At 67.7% G+C, this 25176-nt stretch carries 19 protein-coding genes and 6 pseudogenes; 21 read left to right on the top strand and 4 right to left on the bottom strand.

Going from position 1 to position 25176, the window contains the following annotated elements; all coding sequences use genetic code 11:
- The first annotated feature begins 16 nt into the window (after positions 1-16).
- Positions 17-922: a LysR family transcriptional regulator gene (locus tag KZO24_RS10215; protein ID WP_271181816.1), complete on the top strand. Its 906-nt coding sequence runs from the start codon at positions 17-19 to the stop codon at positions 920-922.
- Between the two features lie 4 nt (positions 923-926).
- Here KZO24_RS10215 and KZO24_RS10210 read toward each other — a convergent pair whose 3' ends face one another.
- Positions 927-1913: an aldo/keto reductase gene (locus KZO24_RS10210; protein WP_271181815.1), complete on the bottom strand. Its 987-nt coding sequence runs from the start codon at positions 1911-1913 to the stop codon at positions 927-929.
- A gap of 193 nt (positions 1914-2106) precedes the next feature.
- Between KZO24_RS10210 and fumC the strand changes: the two are divergent.
- From fumC to KZO24_RS10110, 20 genes and pseudogenes are all read left to right on the top strand, one after another.
- A pseudogene (gene fumC / locus KZO24_RS10205) lies at positions 2107-3488 on the top strand (class II fumarate hydratase).
- 440 nt (positions 3489-3928) lie between these two features.
- Positions 3929-5239: pseudogene (locus KZO24_RS10200) on the top strand (AtzE family amidohydrolase); the annotation flags it as partial.
- 43 nt (positions 5240-5282) lie between these two features.
- Positions 5283-6650, top strand: a complete 1368-nt coding sequence (locus KZO24_RS10195; RefSeq protein ID WP_271181811.1) for an NCS2 family permease — start codon at positions 5283-5285, stop codon at positions 6648-6650.
- The gene (locus KZO24_RS10190) at positions 6650-7591 is read left to right on the top strand and encodes a 5'-methylthioadenosine/S-adenosylhomocysteine nucleosidase (protein ID WP_271181810.1); all 942 of its coding nucleotides are present in this window, start codon (positions 6650-6652) and stop codon (positions 7589-7591) included. Before KZO24_RS10195 ends, KZO24_RS10190 begins: the two co-directional genes overlap by 1 nt.
- 8 nt (positions 7592-7599) lie before the next feature.
- Positions 7600-9177: a gamma-glutamyltransferase family protein gene (locus tag KZO24_RS10185; RefSeq protein ID WP_271181809.1), complete on the top strand. Its 1578-nt coding sequence runs from the start codon at positions 7600-7602 to the stop codon at positions 9175-9177.
- Positions 9171-10412 (top strand): allantoate amidohydrolase, encoded by a 1242-nt coding sequence (locus tag KZO24_RS10180; protein WP_271181808.1) that lies wholly within the window; start codon positions 9171-9173, stop codon positions 10410-10412. Before KZO24_RS10185 ends, KZO24_RS10180 begins: the two co-directional genes overlap by 7 nt.
- Before the next feature lie 44 nt (positions 10413-10456).
- Positions 10457-11650, top strand: coding sequence for a pyridoxal-phosphate-dependent aminotransferase family protein (locus KZO24_RS10175; RefSeq protein WP_271182142.1), 1194 nt, complete (start codon positions 10457-10459; stop codon positions 11648-11650).
- Positions 11651-11795: 145 nt separating this feature from the next.
- Entirely contained in the window at positions 11796-12683 is an 888-nt protein-coding gene (gene puuE / locus KZO24_RS10170; protein ID WP_271181807.1) for an allantoinase PuuE, read from the top strand.
- A complete protein-coding gene (hpxZ, locus tag KZO24_RS10165; RefSeq protein ID WP_271181806.1) occupies positions 12673-13053 on the top strand; it encodes an oxalurate catabolism protein HpxZ in 381 nt (126 codons plus the stop codon). Before puuE ends, hpxZ begins: the two co-directional genes overlap by 11 nt.
- Positions 13050-13490, top strand: coding sequence for a 2-oxo-4-hydroxy-4-carboxy-5-ureidoimidazoline decarboxylase (gene uraD / locus KZO24_RS10160; protein ID WP_271181805.1), 441 nt, complete (start codon positions 13050-13052; stop codon positions 13488-13490). The genes hpxZ and uraD overlap by 4 nt, the downstream gene beginning before the upstream one ends.
- Positions 13487-14916, top strand: a pseudogene (locus tag KZO24_RS10155) (FAD-dependent oxidoreductase). Before uraD ends, KZO24_RS10155 begins: the two are co-directional and overlap by 4 nt.
- Complete coding sequence (uraH, locus tag KZO24_RS10150; protein WP_008832244.1) at positions 14913-15245, top strand: hydroxyisourate hydrolase; 333 nt, start codon at positions 14913-14915, stop codon at positions 15243-15245. The pseudogene KZO24_RS10155 and the gene uraH overlap by 4 nt, the downstream one beginning before the upstream one ends.
- Positions 15148-16023, top strand: a pseudogene (locus tag KZO24_RS10145) (2Fe-2S iron-sulfur cluster-binding protein); the annotation flags it as partial. The gene uraH and the pseudogene KZO24_RS10145, both read left to right, overlap by 98 nt.
- Positions 16019-16216: pseudogene (locus KZO24_RS10140) on the top strand (FAD binding domain-containing protein); the annotation flags it as partial. The pseudogenes KZO24_RS10145 and KZO24_RS10140, both read left to right, overlap by 5 nt.
- Before the next feature lie 94 nt (positions 16217-16310).
- Entirely contained in the window at positions 16311-16664 is a 354-nt protein-coding gene (locus KZO24_RS10135) for a hypothetical protein (RefSeq protein WP_486486126.1), read from the top strand.
- The gene (gene xdhB / locus KZO24_RS10130; RefSeq protein ID WP_271181802.1) at positions 16657-18963 is read left to right on the top strand and encodes a xanthine dehydrogenase molybdopterin binding subunit; all 2307 of its coding nucleotides are present in this window, start codon (positions 16657-16659) and stop codon (positions 18961-18963) included. Before KZO24_RS10135 ends, xdhB begins: the two co-directional genes overlap by 8 nt.
- A complete protein-coding gene (gene xdhC / locus KZO24_RS10125) occupies positions 18960-19883 on the top strand; it encodes a xanthine dehydrogenase accessory protein XdhC (RefSeq protein WP_271181801.1) in 924 nt (307 codons plus the stop codon). Before xdhB ends, xdhC begins: the two co-directional genes overlap by 4 nt.
- Before the next feature lie 157 nt (positions 19884-20040).
- Positions 20041-21309, top strand: a complete 1269-nt coding sequence (gene guaD / locus KZO24_RS10120; protein ID WP_271181800.1) for a guanine deaminase — start codon at positions 20041-20043, stop codon at positions 21307-21309.
- Positions 21306-22315, top strand: a pseudogene (locus tag KZO24_RS10115) (adenosine deaminase). The gene guaD and the pseudogene KZO24_RS10115 overlap by 4 nt, the downstream one beginning before the upstream one ends.
- Positions 22312-22791 (top strand): DUF4269 domain-containing protein, encoded by a 480-nt coding sequence (locus KZO24_RS10110; protein ID WP_271181798.1) that lies wholly within the window; start codon positions 22312-22314, stop codon positions 22789-22791. Before KZO24_RS10115 ends, KZO24_RS10110 begins: the two are co-directional and overlap by 4 nt.
- A 99-nt stretch (positions 22792-22890) precedes the next feature.
- On the opposite strand, the gene KZO24_RS10105 is transcribed toward KZO24_RS10110, so the two are convergent.
- The 3 genes from KZO24_RS10105 to KZO24_RS10095 form a co-directional block, all read right to left on the bottom strand.
- Positions 22891-23469, bottom strand: a complete 579-nt coding sequence (locus KZO24_RS10105; protein ID WP_008832237.1) for an LOG family protein — start codon at positions 23467-23469, stop codon at positions 22891-22893.
- 2 nt (positions 23470-23471) lie between these two features.
- The gene (locus KZO24_RS10100; RefSeq protein WP_036522491.1) at positions 23472-24005 is read right to left on the bottom strand and encodes a phosphoribosyltransferase; all 534 of its coding nucleotides are present in this window, start codon (positions 24003-24005) and stop codon (positions 23472-23474) included.
- An 82-nt stretch (positions 24006-24087) separates the two neighbouring features.
- Positions 24088-25029 carry a LysR family transcriptional regulator gene (locus KZO24_RS10095; RefSeq protein WP_008832235.1) on the bottom strand — a complete coding sequence of 314 codons (942 nt, stop codon included), beginning with the start codon at positions 25027-25029 and terminating at the stop codon, positions 24088-24090.
- Positions 25030-25176 lie beyond the last annotated feature (147 nt).

Genomic DNA, 25176 nt, shown 5'->3' with positions numbered 1-25176 from the left:
CGGGATTACCGCATAAATGCCCTTCCGGCGTTCCGATCTTGCCGACCTTTCGTATTTCCTTGCCATCGCGCGGCACCGCAACTTCCGCAAGGCAGCGACCGAACTGGGCGTCAGCGCCTCGGCGCTCAGCCACTCGCTGCGCGGGCTGGAGGAGCGGCTCAAGGTCCGGCTCGTCAACCGCACCAACCGCTCGGTCACGCTGACGGCCGCGGGCGAAGACCTGCAGGCCGCGATCCGCGACCCCTTCGCCGCGATCCACGAAGCCGAGGACCTGCTCAACCTCCACCGCGACGCTCCCACCGGCCGCGTGCGCCTCAACGTCCCGGACGAGGCGGCGATGCGGATGCTGGCGCCGGTGCTGCCCGAATTCGTCACGCGCTACCCCGACGTGGAACTCGATATCAGCGTGGACAACACGATGGTGGACGTGATCGAGGCGGGCTTCGACGCAGGGATACGCTTCGGCGGCACCGTGCCCGAGGACATGATCGCCCAGCGCCTGTCACCGGATTTCCGCTGGGTGGTGGCCGGCGCGCCCGCCTACTTCGCAAAGCACGGCGAGCCGCAGCATCCCGACGACCTCATGCAGCACCAGTGCATCCGCCTGCGGCTCGGCAACGGGCGGATGTACAACTGGGATTTCGACCGGGGCGAGGAGTCCCTCGCGCTGGCGGTGCCCGGCGGCATCATCGTCGACAACGGCAGCGTCAGCCGCGCATTGGCGCTGAGCGGCATGGGCCTGATGTACGCGGCGGAACCGGCCATCGCCCCGCTGCTGGCCGACGGCTCATTGCGCGCGGTGCTGCAGGAGTGGGCCTCGCCGGGGCCGGGCTACTTCATCTATTATTCCAGCCGCCGCCAGGTGCCGAGGGGCCTTCGCCTGCTGATCGACCTGATCCGCGAGATGAAGCCCCTCGGCTGACGCCTCAATAATCCTCGGTGTCGATCGTGGCCTGCATCATCGGCGAGTAGCGGTGACCGCTGACCGTCTGCTGGTTGATGATCTCTCCGGCGCGCGCGATCACCTCCGGTGCGATGTCCAGCGTCATCGTCCCGTGGTTCTGGTCGAAGTGCGCGATCGAGCGGGTGCCGGGGATCGCATGCAGGTGCTCGCCCTGCGCCAGTACCCAGGCCAGCGACAGCTGCGCGGGCGTCGCCCCGGCTTCTGCGGCGAGGGCGGCAAGCTGCTCGATCAGCGCGAGGTTGGCCGGCCAGTGCTCTGCCGAGAAGCGCGGCATGCTCAGGCGGATGTCCTTGCCGCCCAGCTGCTCGGGCGCGGTGATCTCGCCGCACAGCGCGCCGCGTCCGACCGGGGAGAACGCGACCAGCGCGATGCCGAGTTCGCGCGTGGTGTCGAGCACGCCCAGCTCGACGTTGCGGGTCCAGAGCGAATATTCGGTCTGCACCGCCGCCATCGGGTGCACTGCATGGGCCTCGCGGATATGCGCGCTCGACCATTCGGAGACGCCGTAGGACCCGATCTTGCCTGCCTCGATCAGCCGGGCCATCGCGCCGACCGAATCCGCGATCGGCGTGTCGCGGTCGAGCCGGTGCATGTAGAACAGGTCGACATGGTCGGTGCCCAGCCGCTTGAGGCTGGCGTCGATCGACGCGGCGATGCTCTCCGGGCGGCAGTCGGTGCCGCGACGCTCGCCTTCCAGCACAATGCCGGTCTTGGTGGCGAGGAAGAATTCGTCGCGCCGGTCCATGATCGCCTCGCGCAGAGTCTCCTCGCTGACGCCCATGCCGTAGATGTTGGCGGTATCGAAATGGTCGCACCCGGCGTCGAGCGCGTGGCGGAACAGCGAAACAGCATCCGCGCGGCTGGGGGCCTCACCGTAGGCCCAGGCGATGTTCATGCAGCCGAGGCCGATGGCGGCGACTTCGCGGCCGGCGAGAAGGCGTTTGGTCATGGGGTATCCTGTATTCCGGGGAACCGCAGAGGTCGGCCAAATCACCTGGCCAGTCAAGCGCGTGGGACGCAGCAAGCTTGCAGAGATTGCATGTAAATATATGCAACTAAGTCGCAATAGCGATGGACATGATGAACTTGTGCCTTATCTAACCCGCTGACGACATTGCATGAGCGAAGGAGGTCTCGAAGCCATGGAAACCCGCCGCGAATCCGACAGCATCGGTGAAATCGACGTACCCGCCAGTGCCTACTGGGGGCGCAGACCCAGCGCTCGATCGAGAACTTCCCCTTCGGCGAGACCGAACGCATGCCGATCGCCATCGTCCATGCCCTGGCGCTGGTGAAGCAGGCGGCGGCGCGGGTGAATCGCAAGCACGGGCTCGACGCGAAAGTGGCCGACGCCATCGAGACGGCGGCGCAGGAAGTCGTCTCGGGCAAGCTCGACGACCAGTTCCCGCTGGTGATCTGGCAGACCGGATCGGGCACGCAGTCCAACATGAACGTCAACGAGGTCATCGCGGGCCGCGCCAACGAGATCCTGACCGGCACGCGCGGCGGCAAGTCGCCGGTCCATCCCAACGACCATGTGAACATGGGCCAGTCCTCGAACGACAGCTTCCCCACCGCGCTGCATGTGGCGGCGGCGCGCGCGGCGAACGACAAGCTCTACCCCGCGCTGGCGCAGCTCCATGCCTCGCTTCAGGCCAAGTCCGAGGCGTGGAAGGACATCGTCAAGATCGGCCGCACGCACCTGCAGGACGCGACGCCGGTGACGCTGGGGCAGGAATTCTCCGGCTACGTCCAGCAGTTGCACCTCGCGCGTGGGCGGATCGAACCGGCCGTCTCGGGCGAAGTGAGCGCGCTGGCGCAGGGCGGCACGGCGGTCGGCACCGGGCTGAACGCGGTGCCGGGCTTCGACGTCGATGTCGCGGCCGAACTGGCCAGCCTCACCGGCCTTCCGTTCCGCACTGCCGAGAACAAGTTCGAGGCGCTCGCCTCCAACGATCCGCTGGTGCACCTCTCCTCCACGCTGGCGACGCTGGCGGTAGCGCTGACCAAGATCGCCAACGACGTGCGCTGGCTGGGCTCCGGCCCGCGTTCGGGCCTTGGCGAACTGGACCTGCCCGCGAACGAGCCGGGCAGCTCGATCATGCCGGGCAAGGTCAACCCGACCCAGTGCGAGATGCTGACGATGGTGTCCGCGCAGGTGATCGGCAACCATCAGGCCGCGACCATCGGTGGCCTGCAGGGCGCGTTCGAGCTGAACGTGTTCAAGCCGCTGATCGGCGCGGCGGTGATCCGCTCGATCGACCTGCTTTCGGTCGGCATGGTCAGCTTCGCCGAGCGCTGCGTCGATGGCATCGAGCCCAACCGCGCGCGGATTGCCGAACTGCTCGACCGCTCGCTGATGCTGGTGACCGCGCTGGCGCCCGAAATCGGCTACGACAACGCCGCCAAGATCGCCAAGCACGCGCATGCCGAGGGCCAGACGCTCAAGCAGGCGGCGCTGGAACTGGGGCTGGTGGACGAAGCGACCTTCGACCGCGTGGTGCGGCCCGAAACGATGGTGTGAGTGGCGAAGGGGGAGGGCGCTTCCCCCTTTTTCGTCATTGCGAGCGAAGCGAAGCAATCCAGCGTGGCTTAGTACTGCCCTGGATTGCTTCGCTTCGCTCGCAATGACGAGACTGGAATGGGGTTGGTGCTCTCATTTTTGCAACGATCTGTTCCGATCATTGCGTTTGATCGCGCAGGTCTGGCAAGGCAGTTAGGACCCGGGTGCGGGGCGTGGACTTTGACGGTCGCGCGGCGCACCTTCCTGACCCTTCCGACCGCGCGAGACCATGGCCGAACACCCCGCTAATTCCCCCGTCCTGAAGTCCCGCAGGGCGAAGCGGAGATCGCCGCCGCGGCTGCCGCGCGCGCCTTGCCGATACTGCCCGAGTGCGCCCCGGGTGTCGCCGCCAATCTTGCGCTGCTGGCGCGCCATGCCCGCACGATGCGCGACGAACCGGCATGAGGTCGATCGCGCAAACCGCCGCTGCCGTGCGCGCCGGGACGCTTAGCGCCCGCGCCATGGTGGAAGATGCGCTGATCGCCCTGGTCGCCGACGAGCATGTAGCCGTCACCCGCGTCCTGCACGACCGTGCCCGTGCCGAGGCCGACGCGATCGATGCGATGGTGGCTGCCGGGCGCGATCCGGGGCCGTTGGCGGGCGTGCTCTATGGTGTGAAGGACCTGTTCGACCTCGCAGGGCTGCCGACCACGGCAGGCTCCACGATCTACGTCGATGCCGCCCCCGCCACGTCCGACGCCGAGGCAGTGGCCAGGCTCAAGGCGGCGGGCGCGATCTGCCTCGCCACCCTCAACATGGACGAGTTCGCCTACGGCTTCGCGACGATCAACGCGGCTTACGGCACGACCCGCAATCCTCACGATCCCTCCCGCCTCGCAGGCGGTTCCTCGGGCGGCTCGGCTGCGGTCGTCGCGGCCGGGCTGCTCGCTTTCGCGCTGGGATCGGACACCAACGGTTCGATCCGCGTGCCCGCCAGCTTGTGCGGGCTCTATGGCCTGAAACCCACGCACGAGGGCCTGCCGCTGGGCGGCGTGTTTCCCTTCGCCGAGAGCTTCGACGACATCGGCCCCTTCACCCGCTCGGTGGAGGATATGGCGCTGGTCTGGCAGGTACTCGCAGGGCGCGAGCCCGCAAGCCGCAGCGAGTTTCGCATCGCCCGCCTCGGCGGCCGTTTCCGCGAGAACGCGCAAGGCGAGCAGCTTGCCGCCATCGATGCCATCGCGCCCGATGCGCCGCTGATCGAACTGCCCGAGATCGCGCGCGCGCGCTCCGCCGCCTTCATCATCACCGCGCACGAGGGCGGCATGCTCCACCGCGAGGCGCTGGCGGCGAACGCAATGGGCTTCGACCCGCAGGTCCGCGACCGCCTGCTCGCCGGTGCCCTGCTGCCCGATGCGCTTTACGAGGAGGCGCAGGCTTTCCGAGCCGAATATCGCGCCCGGATCGAGGCGCTGGTGGCTGACTACGACGTGCTGCTCGCCCCGGCGACGCCGACTTTCGCGCCGCCGATCGCCGATCCGCGCATCCTGATCGATGGCGCGCTGTCTCCGGCGCGAGCGGATCTGGGCATTCATACCCAGCCGATCACCTTCACGGCATTGCCGTCGCTGGCGGTTCCGCTCTACCGGCCGGGCATGCTGCCGATCGGCCTGCAACTGATCGGCGGACCAGGGCGAGAGCCCGACCTGTTCGCCTTCGCCGCCATGCTCGAAGCGAACGGGACGATCGGATTTTCCATGCCGCTGGGGGCGGCGCGTATTATTGCGCCGCCTGTGGCGGCGAGGGGTAACAGGCGTGACGCAGACCGCAACCACCATCGATGCATCGGAGGTCGTGCCTTCGGGCAAACTGGACCGCTACTTTGCGCTGACCGCGCGTGGCACCACCGCGCGCACGGAAGTGCTGGCGGGCATGACCACGTTCCTGACGATGGCCTACATCGTGCTGGTCAACCCGGCGATCCTGGGCAGCGCGGGCATGCCGGTCGCCTCGGTGGCGGCGGCGACGTGCTTTGCGGCGGCCTTCGCCTCGATCCTGATGGGCTTCGTGGCCAACACCCCGCTGGCGCTGGCGCCGGGCATGGGGCTGAATGCCTACTTCAGCTTCACCGTCGTGCAGCAGATGGGCGTGCCCTGGCCGGTGGCGCTGGGCTGCGTATTCATTTCGGGCGTCGCTTTCCTGCTGCTGACGCTGACGGGCATCCGCCAGCTGATCGTCACCTCGATCCCGCAGTACCTCTTCGCGGCGGTGGCGGGCGGCATCGGTCTGTTCATCGGCTTCATCGGCCTCAAGGATTCCGGCATCGTGGTCGCCAACCCGGCGACGTTCGTGGCGCTTGGCGACCTGAAGGCGCCCGGAGCGGCGCTGGCGCTGTTCGGCCTGCTGGTCATCGGCGCGCTGTCGGTGTGGAACGTGCGCGGAGCGATGCTGGTGGGCATCCTCGCCACCACCGTGGTTGGTTGGATCGCGGGTATGGTCTCGATCAGCCCCGAACCGTACTCGCTCTCGGCGCTGACCGGCACCGCGTTCCAGCTCGATCTTGCGGGCGTCTTCGGGCTTTCGGGCAAGCATGGCCTCGGCCTGCTGGAAATCCTGTTCGTCTTCCTCTTCGTCGACCTGTTCGACAATATCGGCACCCTCGTCGCCGTCACCAAGCGCGCCGGGCTGATGGACGCGGCAGGCCGCATTCCGGGTCTCAACCGCATCCTGGTGACCGACGCTGTCGCCACGATGGTCGGCTCGATGGCGGGCACCAGCACCGTCACCAGCTATGTCGAGAGCGCCGCGGGCGTGCAAGTGGGCGGGCGCACCGGCCTGACCTCGGTGGTGACCGGCGTCTTGTTCCTGGCAATGATGTTCGTCGCGCCTTACGCGCAGGTGATCCCGCTGGCCGCGACCGCGCCCGCGCTCATCATCGTCGGCGGCCTGATGCTGCTGCCGCTGACCGAAGTGGAATGGGAAGACCCGCTCGCGGCGATCCCCGCGTTCCTGACGGTAGCGATGATCCCGCTGACGTTTTCGATCGCCAACGGCCTTGCCTTCGGCATCACCGCCCACGCCGTGCTCAAGATCGTGCGCGGGACCATCACGAAGAAGGACGGCTTCCTGCTGGTCCTGGCGCTGCTGTTCGTCGCCCGTTTCGTGTGGATGGGCGGCGCCTGATGCGCGCCGTCATCGCCTCGGCTCTTGCACTCGTCGCCCCGTGCCTCGCTGGGCCTGCGCAGGCGGACGAGCGGCTGGACCTCATCCCCCGTACCCTGGTAATGACGGCCTATCAGCCCGAATGGAACGCGCTGGTCCATGCCGTGAGCGAGCGGAAGGAATATAGCCTCAACGGCTCGACTTACCTGACCGGTACGCTGGAGGGCAAACCGGTGCTGCTGATGCAGAGCGGCGTGTCGATGGTGAACGCGGCGATGAACACGCAGCTGGTGATCGACCGCTTCTCCGTGAAGCGCATCGTCTTTTCCGGCATCGCGGGCGGCGTCGATCCCTCGCTGACGATCGGCGACGTCATCGTGGCGGAGGACTGGGGCCAGTATCTGGAAGTCAACTTCGCGCGCAAGAACGGGCGCAAGGGCTGGAAATCGCCGGAGGCCGTCCTGCCCGAAGCGCCCGGCAACTGGAACTTCATCTTCCCGCGCGGGGTGACGGTTCCCAACGCGGCGACCCCGCCCAGGCGGTTCTTCACCTTCGCGATGGACCCGGCGCTGCTCGACCTCGCGCGCAAGGTAGCGCCGACGATCGCGATGGAACGCTGCGTCCCGCCTTCGGAGCACCAGCTTCCCGGCAGCGAACTGTGCCTCGCCAAGCCGCCCAAGGTCGTCGTCGGCGGCACCGGGGTCAGCGCCGGGGTCTATGCCGACAATGCCGAGTTCCGAGAGTATCTCTACAAGGCCTGGCACGCCCGCGTGCTCGACATGGAGAGCGGCGCGGTGGCGCAGGTCGCCTATGCCAACCAGGTGCCGACGATCGTGTTCCGATCCTTGTCGGACCTTGCCGGCGGCGACAAACATAAGAACATGGAGGACACGTACGAGCGCCTTGCCTCGGTGAACTCCGCCCACGTGGTGCGCGCCTTCGTGGCGGCGCTTCCGGACTGAGAGGTTCCATGCAGACCGTAACTGCCCAAAACGGCATCGCCACTGCGCCGCACTTCCTTGCCGCGCAGGCGGGCCGCGACGTGCTTGCCGACGGCGGCAATGCGGTGGAGGCGTGCGTCGCCATCGCCGCGACGCTGGCCGTCGTCTATCCGCACATGACCGCGATCGGCGGCGACGGCTTCTGGGTCATCCGCGAGCCGGACGGCACCGTGCACTCGATCCACGGCTGCGGCGGCGCGGCGGCGACGGCCGACCTGTCGCTCTATGCCGGGCTGGAGGCGGTGCCGACGCGCGGGCCTCTGGCGGCGAATACGGTGGCGGGCACGATCTCCGGCTGGGCGGCGGCGCTGGAGGCGGAGTACTGCACGCTGCCGCTGGAGCGCCTGCTGCGCGATGCGATTGCCCATGCCGAGAACGGCGTGGCCGTGACCAAGGGCGGCGCGGCCATCGCGGCAGGGAAGGGCGACGAACTGCGCGGCCAGCCCGGCGCCTACGCCGCGACCTTCGAGCCGGAAGGCCGCCCGCTGGACGAGGGCGATACGCTGCGCCTGCCCGCGCTGGCGCAGACCCTGCGTAAACTGGCCGCGAACGGGCTACAGGATTTCTACACCGGCGAACTGGCCGCTTTGATCGCGGCCGATCTGGAAGCGCTCGGCAGTCCCGTCTCCGCCGCGGACCTCGCCGCGCACACGGCGACCCGGCCGGACCCGCTGCATACGCGCGTCGGTGGTGCGACGCTCTACAACGCGACGCCGCCGACGCAGGGCTTCGCCTCGCTGCTGATCCTGGCGCTGTTCGACCGGCTCAAGGCCGATGCCCCCGAAGGCTTCGACCACGTCCACGGCCTTGTCGAGGCGACCAAGCAGGCGTTCCTGCTGCGCGACGTGCATGTCGGCGATCCGGCGCACACGGACTTCGACTTTCAGGCGCTGCTCTCCGACCCCGCCGCGCTGCACGAACTCGCGGCGCGGATCGATCCGGCCAAGGCGCTGGAATGGCCGCAGCCGCCGCAGTGGGGCGATACCTGCTGGTTCGGCGCCGCCGATGCCGAGGGGCGGGTGGTGTCGTGCATCCAGTCCACCTATTTCGAGTTCGGCTCGGGCCTCGTGCTGCCGCAGACCGGCATCACCTGGCAGAACCGGGGCAGCTCGTTCCGTTTGGCCGAGTCCGGCTGGAATGCCCTGAAGCCCGGACGCAAGCCGTTCCATACGCTCAACCCGGCACTGGCGGTGTTCGAGGACGGGCGCGTCATGGCCTATGGCACGATGGGCGGCGAGGGCCAGCCGCAGACGCAGGCGGCGCTGTTCACGCGCTATGCCCGCTTCGGCATGGACCTGCAGGACGCCATCAGCGCCCCGCGCTGGCTGCTGGGCCGGACCTGGGGGGACGTCACGACCTCGCTCAAGCTGGAGGACGGTTTCGACGAGGGGCTTTACGCGCAGCTCACCGATGCTGGCCACGACGTCGAGCGCGTCGGTGGCCTGACTGCGACGATGGGGCATGCGGGCGCTGTGGTGCGGCTTGCTGAAGGGGCGTTCGAAGGCGCGAGCGATCCGCGTAGCGATGGCGAGGCGGCGGGATGGTGAGCGACATCCCTAGCGGCGCTCGTGCCGTCGCGCGGTGCGACGAACTGCGCGTCGCGCCCTACAGCGACATGGAGGGCGGCCTGTTCCGCGCCTACCTTACCCCGGCTTATGCCGCCGCGCAGGAGCAAGTGGCCGGGTGGATGGAGGCCGCAGGCATGCGCGTCCATATCGACGCCGCCGCCAATCTGGTGGGTCGCTATGACGGCCACCTCGGCCATGCCCCGGCGCTGGTGATCGGCAGCCACCTCGATTCCGTGCGTGACGCAGGGCCTTACGACGGGCCGCTGGGCATCATGCTCGGTATCGAGGCGGTCGCCGCGCTCCATGCCGAAGGGCGTAGACTGCCGTTCCCGATCGAGGTCTATGCCTTCGGGGACGAGGAAGGATCGCGCTTTCCCGCCGCGATGCTGACGAGCCGGGCGGTGGCCGGGACGCTCGATGCCGCCGCGCTCGATATCACGGATACGGCGGGCGTGACGCTGGCCGAAGCGCTCGCCACCACGCCAGACTATCTCACTGCCGCCCGCGCGGCCGATACCACGCTGGCCTACCTCGAGGCGCATATCGAGCAGGGGCCGGTGCTGGAGGCGGACGACCTCGCGGTGGGCACCGTCACCGGCATCGCCGCGCAGCTGCGCTACCGCGTCACCGTCAAGGGCATGGCCGGGCACGCGGGCACCGCGACGATGCGCCTGCGCCGCGATGCGCTGGCGGGTGCGGCGGCGATGGTGCTGGCGGTGGAGCAGATCGCCCGCGCGGACAACTCCGACGTCGTCGCCACCGTCGGCGTGCTGGAGGCGCTGCCTGGCGCCCCCAACGTCATCCCCGGCGAGGTCCGCTTCACTATCGACGTCCGCTCGGGCGCGGAAGAACGGCGCGACGCGGTGGCTGAGGCGATCCTCGCGCGGATCGAGGAAATCGCCGAGGCGCGCGCGCTGGAATTGGCCGTCAGCCTGATCCACGACCTTGCCGCCAGCCCCAGCGACCCTGCGCTGATGGACATGATGGACGATGCGCTCGCAGCCACCGGGCAGCCGGTGCGTCGTCTGGTGTCGGGCGCCGGGCACGATGCCATGAACATGGCCGCGCTGTGCCCCACTGTCATGCTGTTCATCCGGTGCCGCGAAGGCATCAGCCACAATCCGGCCGAGCATGTCGAGCCTGCGGACGCGGAGATCGCGTTGCGGGTAATGCTCGGCTTCATCGATCGTCTTGGAGAATCCTTTGTCGCTTGATCTCGCAGCTCTTTGGAGAGATCGACCCGCCCCAGCGCCTGCTGATGGGTCCGGGGCCGATCAATGCCCACCCGCGCGTGCTGCGGGCGATGAGCGCCGACCTGCTCGGCCAGTTCGATCCCGAGATGACCGGTTTCATGAACCAGGTCATGGCGCTCTACCGCCCGATCTTCGGGACGCAGAACCAGTGGACGATGCTGGTCGACGGCACCGCCCGCGCCGGGATCGAGGCGGCGCTGGTCAGCCTCGTCGCGCCGGGCGACGTGGTGCTGGTGGTCAACTTCGGCCGTTTCGGCCTGCTGCTGACGGAAATCCTCCAGCGCATCGGCGCGGTGATCGAGACGGTCGAGGCGCCCTGGGGCGAAGTCGTGCCGATGGATCGCATCGCCGAGGCCATCGCCCGCTGTCACCCCAAGATCGTGGCGACCATCCACGGCGACACCTCGACGACGATGGCGCAGCCGCTCGAAGGCTTCGGCGAACTGTGCCGCCGGGCGGGCGCGCTATCCTACGTCGATGCCACCGCGACGATCGGCGGCATGGAACTGGCGGCGGATCGCTGGGATGTCGATGTGGTCACCGGCGGCCTGCAGAAGTGCCTCGGCGGCCCCTCCGGCTCGGCCCCGATCACGATTTCGGACCGCGCCGCCGAGCACATCGGCAAGCGCCGTCATGTGGAGCAGGGCATCCGCGTCGCCGGAACGGTCGATGGTGCCGGCCCGCGCATCGGCTCCAACTACTTCGACCTCGCGATGATCATGGATTACTGGTCCGAAAAGCGCCTGAACCACCACACCGAGGCGACCTCGATGCTCTATGCCGCCCGAGAATGCGCGCGCATCGTGCTGGGCGAGGGGCTTGAGGCGCGCTATGCCCGCCATGCCTCGGCGGGCCGGGCAATGACGGCGGGCCTGCGCGCGATGGGGCTGACGGTGTTCGGCGACGACCGCTATCGCATGACCAACGTGACCGGCGTGTACATCCCCGAGAGCGTCGATGGCGAGGCCGTGCGCGGGGCCATGCGCGAGCTGTTCGAGATCGAGATCGGCACCGCTTTCGGCCCGCTTCAAGGCAAGATCTGGCGCATCGGCGCGATGGGTTACAACGCGATGAAGCACAAGGTGCTGCTGACGCTGGCAGCGCTGGAATCATGTCTGGTGATGCAGGGATTCGCGTTGCCGATGGGCGAGGCGGTTCCGGCGGCCATCGCGGCGTGGCCCGAAGGCGAAGGCGCATGAGGATGCGTCATCTGGCGTCGTCCCGGCGCAGGCCGGGACCGGTGGCGGTCTTTAGGCACGCTCTTTCGGCGGGGCCGCAGGCGTCCGCAGCGCGCTGGGCTGTTCACGGCCAGCGGTCCCGGATCAAGTCCGGGATGACGACGGTATGACCCGCGACCTCATCGGCTACGGCCAGACCCCGCCCGACCCGCAGTGGCCGAACGGTGCCCGCGTGGCGGTGCAGTTCGTCGTCAACTACGAGGAAGGCGCCGAGAACTCGGTGCTGAACGGCGACAAGGGCTCCGAGGCGTTCCTGTCCGAAATGGTCGGCGCGGGCAGTCACCCGGACCGGGCGATGGCGATGGAGAGCCTCTACGAATACGGCAGCCGCGCCGGGTTCTGGCGCCTGCATCGCCTGTTCACCGAGCGCGGCCTGCCCATCACCGTCTTCGGCGTGGCCAAGGCCATGGAGATGAACCCCGAGGCGGTCGCGGCGATGCTCGCGGCGGACTGGGAGATCGCCAGCCATGGCCTGCGCTGGATCGATTACCAGTACCAGCCCGAGGAAGTCGAACGCGCGCACATCGCCGAGGCCATCGCGCTCCACGAAAAGCTCACCGGCCAGCGCCCGCTCGGCTGGTATCAGGGCCGCACCTCGCCCAATACCGCGCGGCTGGTGGCCGAGGAGGGCGGCTTCACCTACGACGCGGACAGCTACGCCGACGACCTGCCTTACTGGGACACCCGGTACGACAAAGCTCAGCTGATCGTGCCCTATACCCTCGACGTCAACGACATGAAGATTGTCGCGCTCAACGGCTTCACCGAGGGCGAGCAGTTCTTCCGCCACATGCGCGACACCTTCGACCAGCTGCGCGAGGAGGGCGGGCGGATGATGTCGATCGGCCTCCACGCCCGCATCGCCGGCAAGCCCGGCCGCGCGCGGTGGCTGGCGCGGTTCCTCGATCATGTCACCGCCAGCGGCGACGCCTGGGTGGCGCGGCGCATCGACATCGCGCGGCACTGGATGGAGGTGCATCCTTATGCGGATTAATGACCCTGTCCTCCTCGCCGAAGTCACCCACGCCTTCCACGCCTACGAGACGGCGCTGATGGCGGACGATATCCCGGCGATGGACGCGCTGTTCCACGATGCCCCCACCACCAACCGCTACGGCGTGGGCGAAGTGCTCTATGGCATCGAGGAAATCCGCGCGTTCCGAAAGGGACGCGGCGGGTCTCCGCAGCGCAAGCTGGGCCGCGTGGCGATCACCGTCTACGGCGATACCTTCGCCACCGCCGATGCCGAATTCTTCCGCGAAGGCTCCGATCACCGAGGGCGCCAGACTCAATCATGGGTGCGCTTCGCAGACGGCTGGAAGGTCGTTTCCGCTCACGTCAGCCTTGAGGGGAGCACATCGTGACCGCCTTGTTCGAACATAGCCCTTGGGTGGAGGAGCGCGCCGACGCGCGGCCGTCTTCCGGCGATCGTCATGCCGATCTGATGGCGGTGCTGCACGCCGCCAGCCCTGACGAGCAGCTTGCCCTGATCCGCGCGCACCCCGAACTCGCGGGCAAGGCCGCGATCGACCGCACCCTCACCGAGGCCAGCACCGCCGAGCAGGCCAGCGCCGGGCTCGACCGCCTGACCCCTGAGGAATACGCCGAGTTCCACCGCCTGAACGCCGCTTACCGCGCAGCGTTCGACTTTCCCTTCATCATCTGCGTGCGCCTGACCGACAAGGCGGGTATCCTCGCCGCGATGGACCGCCGCCTCGCCAACGACCGCGAGACCGAAGTGGCCACCGCGCTGGAGCAGATCGGCGAGATCGTCCGCCTGCGCCTGAAAGACATGACATGAACGATGCAATCGGCCTTCCCGCCCTCGAGGCGCAGCTTGCCCGCGAGCTGGAGCTGATCGGCTTCGCTCGCCCCGAATGGGTGCGACCGCGCGCGGTAGAGGGCGCGCCGGTGCTCGATGTCGCGGTCATCGGTGGGGGCAATGCGGCCTCTCCGCCGCGCTGGGCCTGAGGCGCGAGGGCGTGACCAACGTGCGCGTGTTCGACGAGAACGAGGCCGGGTTCGAAGGGCCCTGGGAAACGTATGCGCGCATGGTCACGCTGCGTACGCCCAAGCATCTCAACCCGATCGATTTCGGCGTGCCCTCGCTGACCTACCGCGCCTGGTGGGAAGCGCAGCACGGGCTCGCCGGCTGGCAGGCGGTCGACAAGATCGCGCGCGGCGACTGGATGGAATATCTGCGCTGGTATCGCCGCGTGCTTGACCTGCCGGTGGAGAACGGCGCGAAGCTGCAGCGGATCGAGCCGGTCACGGCGCATGGCGTGCATTGCCTGCACTTCGCTGACGGCAGCGTGGCGCTGGCGCGCAAGGTGGTGCTGGCCACCGGCATCCAGGGCGGCGGCGAATGGCACACCCCGGCGATGGTGCGCGACAACCTGCCCCGGCACTTGTGGGCGCACACCAGCGAGCCGATCGACTTCGCGGCACTGCACGGCAAACGCATCGGCGTGCTGGGCGGCGGCGCCTCGGCCTTCGACAACGCCAACTTCGCCCTGACGCAGGGCGTGGCGGCGGCGGAAGTGTTCATGCGCCGCAAGGAACTGCCCCGCATCAACCCGATCCGCTTCATGGAGCGCGTCGGCTTCACCGCTCGCTACCCGGCGCTGGACGATCAGACCAAATACGCGGCAATGGACGCTTTCCTCGGTCACAACCAGCCGCCGACGAACGACACCTTCGAGCGCGCGGCGGCATGGCCCGGCTTTGCCCTGCACCTCGGCGCGCCTTGGCTGGACGTGAAGGAACATGACGGGTTGGTCCGTGTCACGACGCCGCACGGGCATCACGACTTCGACTTCGTCGTCGTCTCCACCGGTCTCCTCAGCGATCCCGGCCTGCGTCCCGAACTGGCGGACGTGGCCGACCTCATCGCCCGCTGGTCCGATCGCGTGACGCCTCCGGGCAAGCCCAATGCGCTCATCGATGCTCACCCTTATCTCGGCAACGCTTTCGAGTTCCTGCCGCGCGATGGAGTGGACGGCGCGCCGCTGCACGGATTGTTCGCGTTCAACTATTCGGCGCTGGTGAGCCTGGGGCTCTCGGCCTCGGCACTGTCGGGCCTGCACAATGCGCTGCCCCGGCTGGTCAAGGGCGTGGCCGACCAACTCTTCCTCGACGACCGGGAGGCTCTGGTGGCCGACTTTCTCGACTATGACGAGCATGAATTTCTCGGCCAGTGGCCGCGCGAGGAGGAGACGGTCGCATGAGCAGTCTGTCCACGCACGTCCTCGATACGACTCACGGCGCTCCCGCGACGGGGATTTCCCTGTGTCTCGAAACCGGGTCGGGCACGATCCTGTTCACCGGCGAGACCAATGCCGACGGCCGCTGCCCGGGTCTCCCGGCGCTGCCGACCGGCACGTATCGCCTGACTTTCGCGGTGGCCGCCTATTTCCGGGGCAAGGGGATCAAGCTGCCCGAGCCGCCGTTCCTCGATCATGTCTCGATCGATTTTGGCATTGCCGACCCCGATGCGCATTACCACGTACCGCTGCTGGTCTCGCCTTTCGGCTACTCGACCTACCGGGGCAGCTGACGTGCCGGTGCGCTTCCTTCTTGATGGCGAAGTGGTCGAACTGGACACGGTCGATCCGACCGCGACGGTGCTCGATCATCTGCGCTACACGATGCGGCGCACCGGAACCAAGGAAGGTTGCGCCGAGGGAGACTGCGGTGCCTGCACGGTGCTGGTCGGCGCGCTGGAAGGCGAGGGCGTGGCATGGCGCGCGGTCAATTCCTGCATCCAGTTCCTGCCGATGCTGGACGGCAAGGCGGTTATGACCGTCGAAAGCCTCAAGGACGATACCGGCACGCTCAATGCCTTGCAGGAGACGATGGCCTGCAACGGGAGTTCGCAGTGCGGCTTCTGCACGCCGGGATTCGTCATGTCGCTGCACGGCCGCACCATCGGCGCGCGCGGCTGCGATCTGCCGGTAGAGGATGTGATCGCGGGCAACTTGTGCCGCTGCACCGGCTATGGTCCGATCATCGAGGCCGGGGAAGGTGCCGGATCTTGCGAGCAGGACGATACGAGGGTGATCGCCGCGCTCAAGGCGCTGGAGGGCAGCGCTTCGGGCGAGTGGCGGGGCCGCCGCTGGTTCGCGCCGCGCACCTGCGATGAACTCGCTGCATTGCTGGCCGAACATCCCAACGCGCGTTTGGTGGCCGGAGCTACCGACGTGGGCCTGTGGGTCACCAAGGGCCTGCGCGATCTGGGCACCGTGATCTTCCTGGGCGGCATCGCCGAACTCGCGGCGATCGAGGAAAGCGCCGATGCGCTGACCCTCGGTGCGGGCGTGCGTTACGCCGATGCACATGCGGCGATGGCTCGATTGCATCCGGACCTCGGCGAACTCGTGCGCCGCATCGGGGGCTTCAGGTACGCAACGCCGGGACCGTGGGGGCAATATCGCCAACGGTTCGCCGATCGGCGATGGCCCTCCGGCGCTCATTGCACTCGGTGCCGAACTTACGCTGCGCAGCATGGCGGGGCGGCGGACGATGGCGCTGGAGGACTACTTCCTCGCTTACGGCAAGCAGGATCGGCAGCCTGGCGAGTTCGTCGAGATCCGTGCGTATCCCGCGCCCTCCGGCGGATACGGTGATCCTGATTTCCAAGCTCTCGCGCCGGTTCGACAGCGACATCTCGGCGGTCTGCGGCGCCTTCGCGCTGCGTGTAGAGGACGGCGTGATCGAAGAGGCGCGCGCCGCGTTCGGCGGCATGGCGGCGACTCCAAAGCGGGCCGGCACGTGCGAGGCCGCGCTGATCGGCCAGCCTTTTGCCGAAGCCACGTTCACCGCCGCTGCCGAAGCGCTGAAAGCGGACTTCGAACCCCTGACCGACGTGCGCGGCTCCTCCGCCTACCGCGTCGAGGCCGCTGCGAATCTCCTACGTCGTCTCTGGCTGCGCTCGCAGGGCGTCGCGACTTCCGTGCTGGAGGCTGTCGATGGCTGAGCGCGATCCCGCCTGGAAGGTGCTGCCCAAGCCCTCGCATCCGCACGACAGCGCGCGGCTCCATGTCGCGGGCGAGGCGCGCTATGCGGACGACCTGACCGAACCTGCGGACATGCTGCACCTCGCCTTCGGCCAGTCGAGCGAGGCGCGCGCGCGGATCGTCTCGATGGACTTGTCCGAGGTGCGTGCGTCTCCCGGCGTCGTCGCAGTCTATACTGCCGCCGACATTCCCGGCGCGAACGACGTCAGTCCGGTAGCGGGCGACGACCGGCTGCTCGCCGATGGGGAAGTCATCACCCACGGGCAGGCGGTGTTCCTCGTCGCCGCGACCAGCCAGCGCGCGGCCCGCATCGCCGCGCGTCTCGGCCGCATCGCGTACGAACCGCTCCCAGCCGCGCTCACGGTCGCCGAGGCGCAGGCTGCCGGATCGCACATCGAGCCCGCGCAGCGCATGGCCCGGGGCGATGCTCCTGCCGCGCTGGACGCCGCGCCTCACCGCCTCTCGGGCCGCTTCGCCATGGGCGGACAGGACCATTTCTACCTTGAGGGCCAAGTCTCCGTCGCGACACCGGGCGAGGACGGGCAGGTCCACGTCCTGTGCTCCACCCAGCACCCGAGCGAGGTCCAGCACCTCGTCGCGCACATGTTGCACGTATCGTCCGCCGACGTGACGGTGGAGGTGCGGCGCATGGGCGGCGCGTTCGGCGGCAAGGAGACGCAGGCCGCGCTGTTCGCCGCCGCCGCCGCGCTCGTTGCCAGCAAGACCGGTCGCCCCGCCAAGTTCCGCGTCGATCGCGACGACGACATGGTCATGACCGGCAAGCGCCATCCCTTCGATGTCGCCTACGAGGTCGGCTTCGACGACGCGGGCCGTCTGCTGGCGCTGTCGCTGCACCTTGCCTCGGCGTGCGGGGCGACGGTGGACTTGTCCCCGGCGATTAACGACCGCGCGATGTTCCATTCGGACAACTGCTACTTCCTGCCCGACGTCGAAGTCGTGTCCGAGCGTTTGAAGACCAACACCGTCTCGGCCACCGCCTTCCGCGGCTTCGGTGGGCCGCAGGGCATGCTGGCTATCGAGCGCGTGATCGACGACGTGGCGATGGCGCTGGGCCGCGACCCGCTCGATGTGCGGGTGCTGAACCTCTACGGTCCGGGGCGCGAGACGACGCCATACGCGATGACCGTCGCCGACAACGTCGCCCCGCAACTCATTGCCCGGCTGCGGCAGACGTCGCGCTACGATGAGCGGGTGAAGGCCGTGAAAGCGTTTAACGCCGCCAATCCCGTTCTCAAGAAGGGCATCGCGCTGACGCCGGTGAAGTTTGGGATCAGCTTCACCACCACCCATCTCAACCAGGCGGGCGCGCTCGTCCACGTTTACGCCGACGGTTCGATCCAGGTGAACCACGGCGGCACCGAGATGGGGCAGGGCCTCTACACCAAGGTAGCGCGCGTGGTGGCCGACGTCTTCGCGGTGCCGATGGAGACCATCCGCATCACCGCGACGCGCACTGACAAGGTGCCCAATACCTCCGCTACGGCGGCCAGTTCCGGCGCGGACCTCAACGGCATGGCGGCGCACAATGCGGCGATGACGATCCGCGACCGGCTGACGGATTTCCTCGCCCGCACTTACAGCTTGGAGGAAGGCGAGGTGCACTTCACCCCCGGCGGCGTGATCGTCGGCGCGGAGACGCTGGATTTCGCGCAAGTCGCGCGCAAGGCGCATATCGGGCGCGTGTCGCTGTCCTCGACCGGCTATTATGCGACGCCGGGGATCGAATACGATCGCTCGGTCTTCAAGGGCCGTCCGTTCTACTATTTCGCTTATGGCGCGGCGGTGAGCGAGGTCGTGATCGATACCCTGACCGGCGAGCATAAAGTCCTGGCCGTCGACATCATTCACGACGTCGGCCGATCGCTGAACGCGGTGATCGACAAGGGCCAGATCGAGGGCGGGTTCATCCAGGGGCAGGGCTGGCTGACGACCGAGGAACTGGTCTGGGACGCCAAGGGGCGCTTGCTGACGCACAGCCCCGCGACGTACAAGATCCCCACCGCCTCCGACCGGCCCAGGCATTTCACCGTGACCTTGTGGGACGGCGAGAACGTCGAGCCGACCATCAACCGTTCCAAGGCGGTGGGCGAGCCGCCGTTCATGCTGGCGATCTCGGTTTTCTCGGCGCTGAACCGCGCCGTTGCCGCGACCGTGCCCGGCAAGCGCGCGTTGCCGCAGCTCGACGCGCCCTGTACGCCTGAGCGCATCCTCAAGGCGATCGCGGCGTTTTCGGCATGACGCAGTGGATCGGTTGGCTGCGGCGGCTGGACCGGACGGTCCCGACCGCGATGGTGTCCGTGCTCGCCAGCGAGGGCTCGGCCCCGCGCGGGGCGGGCACGCGGATGCTCGTTACTGCGCAGGGACAGGAAGGGACCATCGGCGGCGGCCAGTTGGAATACCGCGCGGTCGAGCAGGCGCGCGCAATCCTGGGTCATGCGCCGGGCACGTGGAGGGTGCAGGACTATCCGCTTGGCCCGCTGCTGGGGCAATGCTGCGGCGGCCGGGTGCGGGTGCTGGTGGAGCATCTCGACACCGGGGCGCTCGACTGGCTGCATGACGCCGAGCCCGGCCGGATGCTGGTGACCAGCTTTGCCGAAGACGCCGTGGAACGCCGCGTGTTCGAGCGTGAAACGGTCACCCGCCAGTCCGCGCGCGGCGACAGGCCCGAAGTTGGCGCCCGCATCGTCGAGCCAGTGGGCGAGCGGCCGCGCCCGGTCTACCTGTTCGGTGCGGGCCATGTCGGGCAGGCCATCGCGCGGCACATGATCGGGTTGCCGCTGCAACTCGCATGGTTCGACACCCGGCCCGAGCAGGCGCATATCGACGGTGTGACCTTGGTCGCCGAGGAGGACATCGCGCACTGCGTCGCCGAGGCTCCGGCCGATGCCGCCGTGCTGATCCTGACGCACGATCATCCGCTGGACTATCATCTGACGCTGGCGGCGCTGAGGCGTGCCGAGTTGCCGGCTTTCGTCGGCCTCATAGGCTCATCCACCAAGATCGCCCGTTTCCGGTCGCGACTGGCGGCGGACGGAATTTCACCGGAGGCGCTGGAGCGCCTCACCGCGCCGATCGGCGTGCCCGGCGTCTCCGGCAAGGAGCCGGACGTGATCGCCATCGCGGTCTGCGCGCAGCTGCTGCAATTGAGAGGAAAATGATGAGTACCGCCAAGTTCCTCCCCAATGGGGGAGGGGACCATGCGAAGCATGGTGGAGGAGCACGCGCCAGACCGGCTGTCCTTGAAGGTCAGTGCGACCCCGCCGGTGCCCCTCCACCACCCTGCGGGTGGTCCCCTCCCCGTACCGGGGAGGAACGATGATCCGCGCCTATCGCGCCGAACTGCTCTCGGTCCCGCATGACGCGCCCGATGCCGTGCGCCATGAACCCGACGGCCTGCTCGTCGTCGAGGATGGCGTGGTCATCGCGCGCGGCGCTTACCCGGACCTCGCGGACAAGTATCCCGATGTCGAAATGCTGCCCGGCCTCGTCGTGCCCGGCTTCATCGACGCGCACGTCCATTACCCCCAGACCGACCGCATCGCCTCCTACGGGGAACAGCTTCTCGACTGGCTCGACAAGCACATCTTCCCGGCGGAAAAGGCGTTCGCGGACAAGGCCCACGCCGATGCCGTGGCGGCGTTCTTCCTCGACGAACTGCTGCGCAACGGAACCACCAGCGCGCTGGTCTATCCCACCGTCCACGAACAGTCGGTCGATGCCCTGTTCGAGGCCGCGCTGGAGCGGCGAATGCGCATCGTTTCCGGCAAGGTGCTGATGGACCTCGGCCCCGAAGGCCTGCAGGATACCGTCGCTTCGGGACGGGCCGAAACCGAGGCGCTGATCCGGCGCTGGCGCGGGCGGGGCAGACTGGGCTACGCGGTGACCCCGCGTTTCGCGCTCGCCTCCAGCGATGCGCAGCTGGCCGACGCAGGCGCGCTTCTGGCCAAGCATCCCGACGTGCTGATGCACACGCACTTGTCGGAGAACGTCCACGAAGTCGCCGCTGTCGCCGCGCGGTTCCCGGACAGCGCCGACTACCTCGATGCTTACGACCGCTTCGGACTGGTAACGCCGCGCTCGGTCTTCGCGCACGGCATCCACTTGTCCGACCGGGCCTGCTCGCGCCTGCACGAGAGCGGCGCGGGCGTGGCGGTCTGTCCTTCGTCCAACCTGTTCCTTGGGTCCGGACACTTCAACTTCGGACAGGCGGACCGGCACGCGCTGCGGCTGGGCCTGGGCACCGACGTCGGGGCGGGCACGTCGTTCTCGATGCTGCGCACAGCGGGCCTCGCCTACCAGGCCGCGCTGGCCCGCGAGGACCGGCTCGATCCGTTCCGCGCGCTCTATCTCGCCACGGCGGGAAGCGCCTCGCTGCTGCACATCGCCGACCGCGTGGGCGCGCTGGAAGTGGGGCAGGAGGCCGACTTCGTCGTGCTCGACAGCGCCGCCACGCCGCTGATGGAGCGACGGACAGAAGACGCGGACCTTGCCACGCGGCTCTTCGCACTCCAGATCCTCGGCGACGAGCGCGCCATTTCCCGTACTTACCTGCTGGGCGAATGCGCGTACAAAAGGACACCATGACCGATCTTGCCCAGTTTATCGCCGGCCTCCCCAAGGCCGAATTGCACCTCCACATCGAAGGCAGCCTCGAGCCCGAACTGATGTTCGCGCTGGCGCAGCGCAACAACGTCGCCATTCCTTACGCCTCGGTGGAGGAGGTGCGCGCCGCCTACGACTTCTCGAACCTGCAGGATTTCCTCGACATCTATTACGCGGGCGCCGACGTGTTGCGCACCCGCGCGGATTTCCATGACCTCGCGATGGCGTACTTCACGCGCGCCGCGGCGGACGGCGTTGTCCATGCGGAGATCATGTTCGATCCGCAGACCCACACCGATCGCGGCATTCCCTTTGCCGAAGTGATCGAGGGCCTGTTGTCGGCAATGGCGGCGGCCGAGACCGAATTCGGCCTGACGTCGCAGCTTATTCTCTCGTTCCTGCGCCATTTGCCGGAAGAGGCCGCCTTCGCCACGCTGGAGATGGCCGAGCCCTGGCTGGGCAGGATCGCGGCGGTGGGGCTCGACAGTTCGGAAGTCGGCCACCCGCCCGCCAAGTTTGCCCGCGTCTTCGCGGCGGCGCGCGAGAAGGGCCTCAAGATCACCGCCCATGCCGGAGAGGAAGGCCCGCCCGCCTACGTCCACGAGGCGCTGGACCTGCTCGGCGTCGACCGCATCGACCACGGCAACCGCGCGCTGGAAGACGAGGCGCTGGTTGCGCGCCTCGCGGCCGAGGGGATCACGCTGACGGTCTGCCCGCTGTCCAACCTCAAGCTCTGCGTGGTGAAGGACCTTGCTGATCATCCGCTAGACCGGATGCTGGCGGAGGGCTTGAAAGCTACGGTGAATTCCGACGATCCGGCCTATTTCGGCGGATACGTGGCGGACAACTACCGCGCTGTGGCTGAGGCGAGGGGCTTTCGCGCGATGACCTAGTGACGCTGGCGCGCAACAGCTTCACCGGCTCTTTCCTGCCGCAGGAGATGGTCGCACGGCATGTCGAGCGGCTGGAGGCTTACGCCGCAGGGTGAGCGCGAAATGGCGCGAGGCGGTCGAGCACAGTGGAATACTGTCGGTTCTTGTCGCCTTCGATGCGCGGGTCGCGGGGACGTTTCCGCTCGGCATCGCCGTGCCCGGCAGTGACGTCGATGTCCTCTGCCATGCGCCTGACGCCGGGGAGTTTTCCCGCGTGGTATGGGGTGCTTTCGCGGGCGCTGCGGACTTCGCGATGCATCAGTGGCTGCGTGACGAGCGGGCGGTGGTCGCGGTCTTCACGATCGACGGGGTGCCGTTCGAGCTGTTCGGCTCGCCGGTGCCGGTCGATGCGCAAGTCGGGTGGCGGCATTTCGAGATCGAGCGCCGGCTTCTCGATGAGCGCGGGCCGGAGTTTCGCGCTTCCGTAATGGCGGCGCGGGCGGCCGGGATGAAGACCGAGCCCGCCTTCGCGCACGTGCTTGGGCTGGCGGGTGATCCTTACGCGGCGGTGTTGAATATTACCGAAACCTGAGCCCTTGTCGTCATTGCGAGCGAAGCGAAGCAATCCAGGGCAGTGCTACTCCGCCCTGGATTGCTTCGCTTCGCTCGCAATGACGAAGTAGCGTTTCGTTCAAACGTCCTGCGCGCCGAGCCAGTGCTCGTTTTCGGGCGGGACGAAGTTGACGATCCGATCGATCATCGCCTCGGGGTCCTTCTCGACGATCAGCATCGCGCGGTGGCGCGGCTGGAGGAAGCCTTCCTCCACCACGTTGTCGATGAACTGGCCCAGCCCCGAGTAGAACCCGTTCACGTCAAGCAGGCCCACCGGCTTGTTGTGATAGCCGAGCTGCGTCCAGCACCACGCCTCGAACATTTCCTCGAACGTGCCGATGCCGCCGGGCAGGGTGACGAAACCGTCCGAGAGATTGGCCATCATCGCCTTGCGCTCGTGCATGGTCTTGACGACGTGAAGCTCGGTGATGCCCTGGTGGTCGTGCTCGCGCGCGCGCAGGGCCTCGGGGATGACGCCGATGACTTCGCCGCCCGCCGCGCAGGCCGCGTCCGCGACCACGCCCATCAGGCCGACCATGCCGCCGCCGTAGACGAGGCCGATGCCGCGCTTGGCCAGCAGCGTGCCGAACTGGTGCGCAGCTTCGCGATACAGGGGATTAACGCCCGCAGAGGAGCCGAGATAGACGCAGATCCGCATGATCAGCCAAGCCTCTCGGGGACCGAGCGCGCTTCCTCGACGATGGCGTCCTTGGTGCCGACCGATTCCCACGGGAACACGAACCAGCGCTTGTCCTCGTCACGGTCGATGGCGTCGACGTAGAGTTCGGCGACCGCCTTGGAACGGGTGTTATTGATCAGCACCGCGAAGCGCAGGTTTTCGGCGTCGCAGCCGTTGTCGCCCAGCAGATTGCGGATGTACTCGATGGTGCCGCCGCTGTCGTTGATGTCGTCGACGAAGAGCAGGCGCTTGCCCTCGGCGGTCATCCCTGCGACCTTGCCGAGCAGTTCGTCGGCAAAGCCGGGAACCTTGGCCGAGTGGTCGATCGACAGCATCGGCACTTCGAGCTGGTGCGAGATGTAGACCGCCGGCACGAGGCCGCCGCGGCCGACGCCTATGATGAATTCGGGCTGCCATTCGCCTTCGCGGATCTTGCGCGAGAGCACGCGGACTTTGGCGAGGAAGTCCTCGTAGTATTCGAGGTAATGCAGTTGCGGTTCTTCGGTCTGGCTCATGCGGAGCGAATCCTGTCCGGCGATGTCGGGAAAGGTGTGCCGATAGGGACACTATGGCGCAAGGGCAACCGGGTGAGCAGCATCATGCGTCGTTCTCTTCCGTCGAGAGCATCGATTCCACATAGCTGAGGCCCGCGAACCCGTTCTCGATCTCCGACAGAACGAGACTGGCCGCATAGGAAGGGGTGCGTGCGGAGTTGGTACAGAGCGCCAGCGTCATCGGCCGCAGCAGCGCGTCGGAGATGCGGGTGAAGGATACCTGGCCCGCTTGCACTTCGGTGATCACGTCGAGTGAGGACAGGATACCCACGCCCGCTCCGGCCTGCACCAGCGAGGCGATCATCTGGATGTTGTCGGAGGTCGCGATCCGGCTCATGTCCATGCCTGTCGTGCCTTCGAGGACGGCGATCTGCTGGCTGATCGCCAGAACTTCGGCCGGGACGATCAGCGGCTCGCCGATGGCGGCGGAGAAGCGGGCCTCGGACAGTTCGCCCAGCGGGTGCCCCGGCGGCGTGATGAAGCCGAGAACCACTTCCACGAAGGCGCGTACCGTCAGGTCGCGGTAGCTGTGCGGTTCGAACAGGATGCCGAAATCGACTTCGCCGCTGGCGACGGCTTTGCGGACTTCGTCGTTGGCCTGGACCTTCACGCCGACGGTAATGCCCGGATACCGTTCCTGCACCGAGCGGACGACCGAGGGAATGTAGCCCTTGGCCAGCGCGTCGATGATGGCGAAGTCCACGTGACCGCGTTTGAGCCCGCGCAAGTCCTCTATCTGCGCGCGGATGTCCTGCATGTTCTTCTGCCAGCGGTTGCCCGCCGCCATCATGATCTCTCCCGCCGCCGTCAGGCGCAGGCCGGTGGGCAGGCGCTCGAACAGAGGTGTGCCGATCTCCGCCTCGACGTTGAGGATCTGGCGGGCGATGGCCGAGGCCGAGACATTGAGCTCGTCGGCGGCCTTGCGGATCGAACCGTGGCGGCCGACGACCATGAAATAGCGCAGAAAACGGGAAAAGGCGGGCATGGCGACTTTAGACCTGCTCTAATTTTTGCAACGGACCGTGGGATTCATTGCGTTTGCTAGCACTATCTCCTGTGCCGTACCACCGCTAGCAATACCGGAAGGTGCGATCCGACGAACGCGATTTCCCGATCCTCTCCCTACAGGGGG

The organism is Novosphingobium sp. NFX11, assembly GCF_057376415.1.
Note: the sequence above shows the minus strand (reverse complement) of the source record. Positions and strands in the feature narration are given on the sequence as shown.